Below are 1,471 nucleotides of genomic sequence, written 5' to 3'. Positions count from 1 at the left end.
GAGATATTGTCAAGACCTGTGGATGAGGGTGTTTCAGGCGACCTCCGTTTCGCTTGATTCGTCGGGCTCAGCGGGTGAGATGTCGATGGGTCGTTCGAGCAGCTTGCCTTTGTGGAACACCGCGCCGGCACGGACCAGCGCGACCAGATGGGGGGCGTTGACCGCCCGCCAGCGGGCTTGTGCGGCGTCGATCAGCTTGTAGGCCATGGCAATCCCCGCTGCGCGTGACCCAGGGCCCTTGGTGACCTTGGTTCGCAACCGCACGGTCGCAAACGTCGATTCGATCGGATTCGTAGTGCGCAAGTGGATCCAGTGCTCGGCCGGGTACCGGTAGAACTCCAGGAGCACGTCGGCGTCGTCGACGATCTTGGCGACCGCCTTGGGGTACTTCGCGCCGTAATCTACCTCGAAGGCCTTGATCGCGACCTGGGCCTTGTCGATGTCCTCGGCGTTGTAGATTTCCCGCATCGCCGCGGTCGCACCTGGATGAGCCGACTTGGGCAGCGCAGCAAGCACATTGGCCTGCTTGTGAAACCAGCAGCGCTGTTCACGGGTATCCGGAAACACCTCCCGCAGTGCCTTCCAGAACCCCAGCGCCCCATCACCGACGGCCAGCACCGGGGCGGTCATCCCGCGGCGTCGGCATGAGCGCAGCAGATCAGCCCACGACTCTGTGGACTCCCGGAACCCATCGGTGAGCGCGACGAGCTCCTTGCGGCCGTCGGCGCGGACGCCGATCATCACGAGCAAGCACAGCTTCTCCTGCTCCAGGCGGACCTTGAGATGGATGCCGTCGACCCATAGGTACACGAAATCGGTGCCCGAGAGATCCCGGTCGGCGAAGGCCTTCGCCTCGTCCTGCCATTGCGCGGTCAGCCGGGTGATCGTCGAGGCCGACAGCCCGGCACCAGTGCCGAGGAACTGCTCCAACGCCGCACCGAAGTCGCCGCTGGACAGCCCGTGCAGGTACAGCAGCGGCAACACCTCGGTCATCTGCGGGGACTTGCGTGACCACGCCGGCAGGATCGCCGAGGAAAACCGTTGCCGTTCACCGGTCTCGGCGTCGACACGGCGGTCGTTGACCCGCGGTGCGGTCACCGTCACCGCCCCCGCCGCGGTGAGCACGTCACGCTCGTGGTGATAGCCGTTGCGGACCACCAGCCGCCGGCCGTGCTCATCGAGATGCTCGGCGAACTGCTCGATGTATGCGGCGACTTCGGCGGCCAACGCCGCCGCGAGCATCTGCCGGGCACCGTCGCGAACGATCTCGTCAAGCAACGACCGACCAACACCGCTGTCGTCGTTGGAGGATTGCTGATCCTGAACTACCGTGAGCATGGGCGTACCTTCCCGAACCAGCGCGCCAACGCCGGTCCTGATCAGAGCTGATGGAATTTCAGATCATTCCCGGGAAGGTGCGCCCACTCACGCCGCCTCGCCGAGAACCATCCACAGGTTCTGATCATTGCTC

General features: G+C 64.8%; 1 protein-coding gene. It reads right to left on the bottom strand.

What is annotated here, in order from left to right:
• Positions 1 to 33: 33 nt before the first annotated feature.
• The gene (locus AC1Q6C_RS33585) at positions 34 to 1,338 is read right to left on the bottom strand and encodes an IS256-like element ISRer3 family transposase (RefSeq protein WP_042927240.1); all 1,305 of its coding nucleotides are present in this window, start codon (positions 1,336 to 1,338) and stop codon (positions 34 to 36) included.
• Positions 1,339 to 1,471: the final 133 nt, after the last annotated feature.

This window comes from Rhodococcus sp. MT28, from assembly GCF_058792695.1.
The sequence above is the reverse complement of the archived record's forward strand: the minus strand, read 5'-3'. Positions and strand labels throughout refer to the sequence as shown.

What these genes read in the sequence shown, in the direction of transcription:
- AC1Q6C_RS33585 (WP_042927240.1), bottom strand. Translation starts at nt 1,338, where the DNA reads ATGCTCACGGTAGTTCAGGATCAGCAATCCTCCAACGACGACAGCGGT.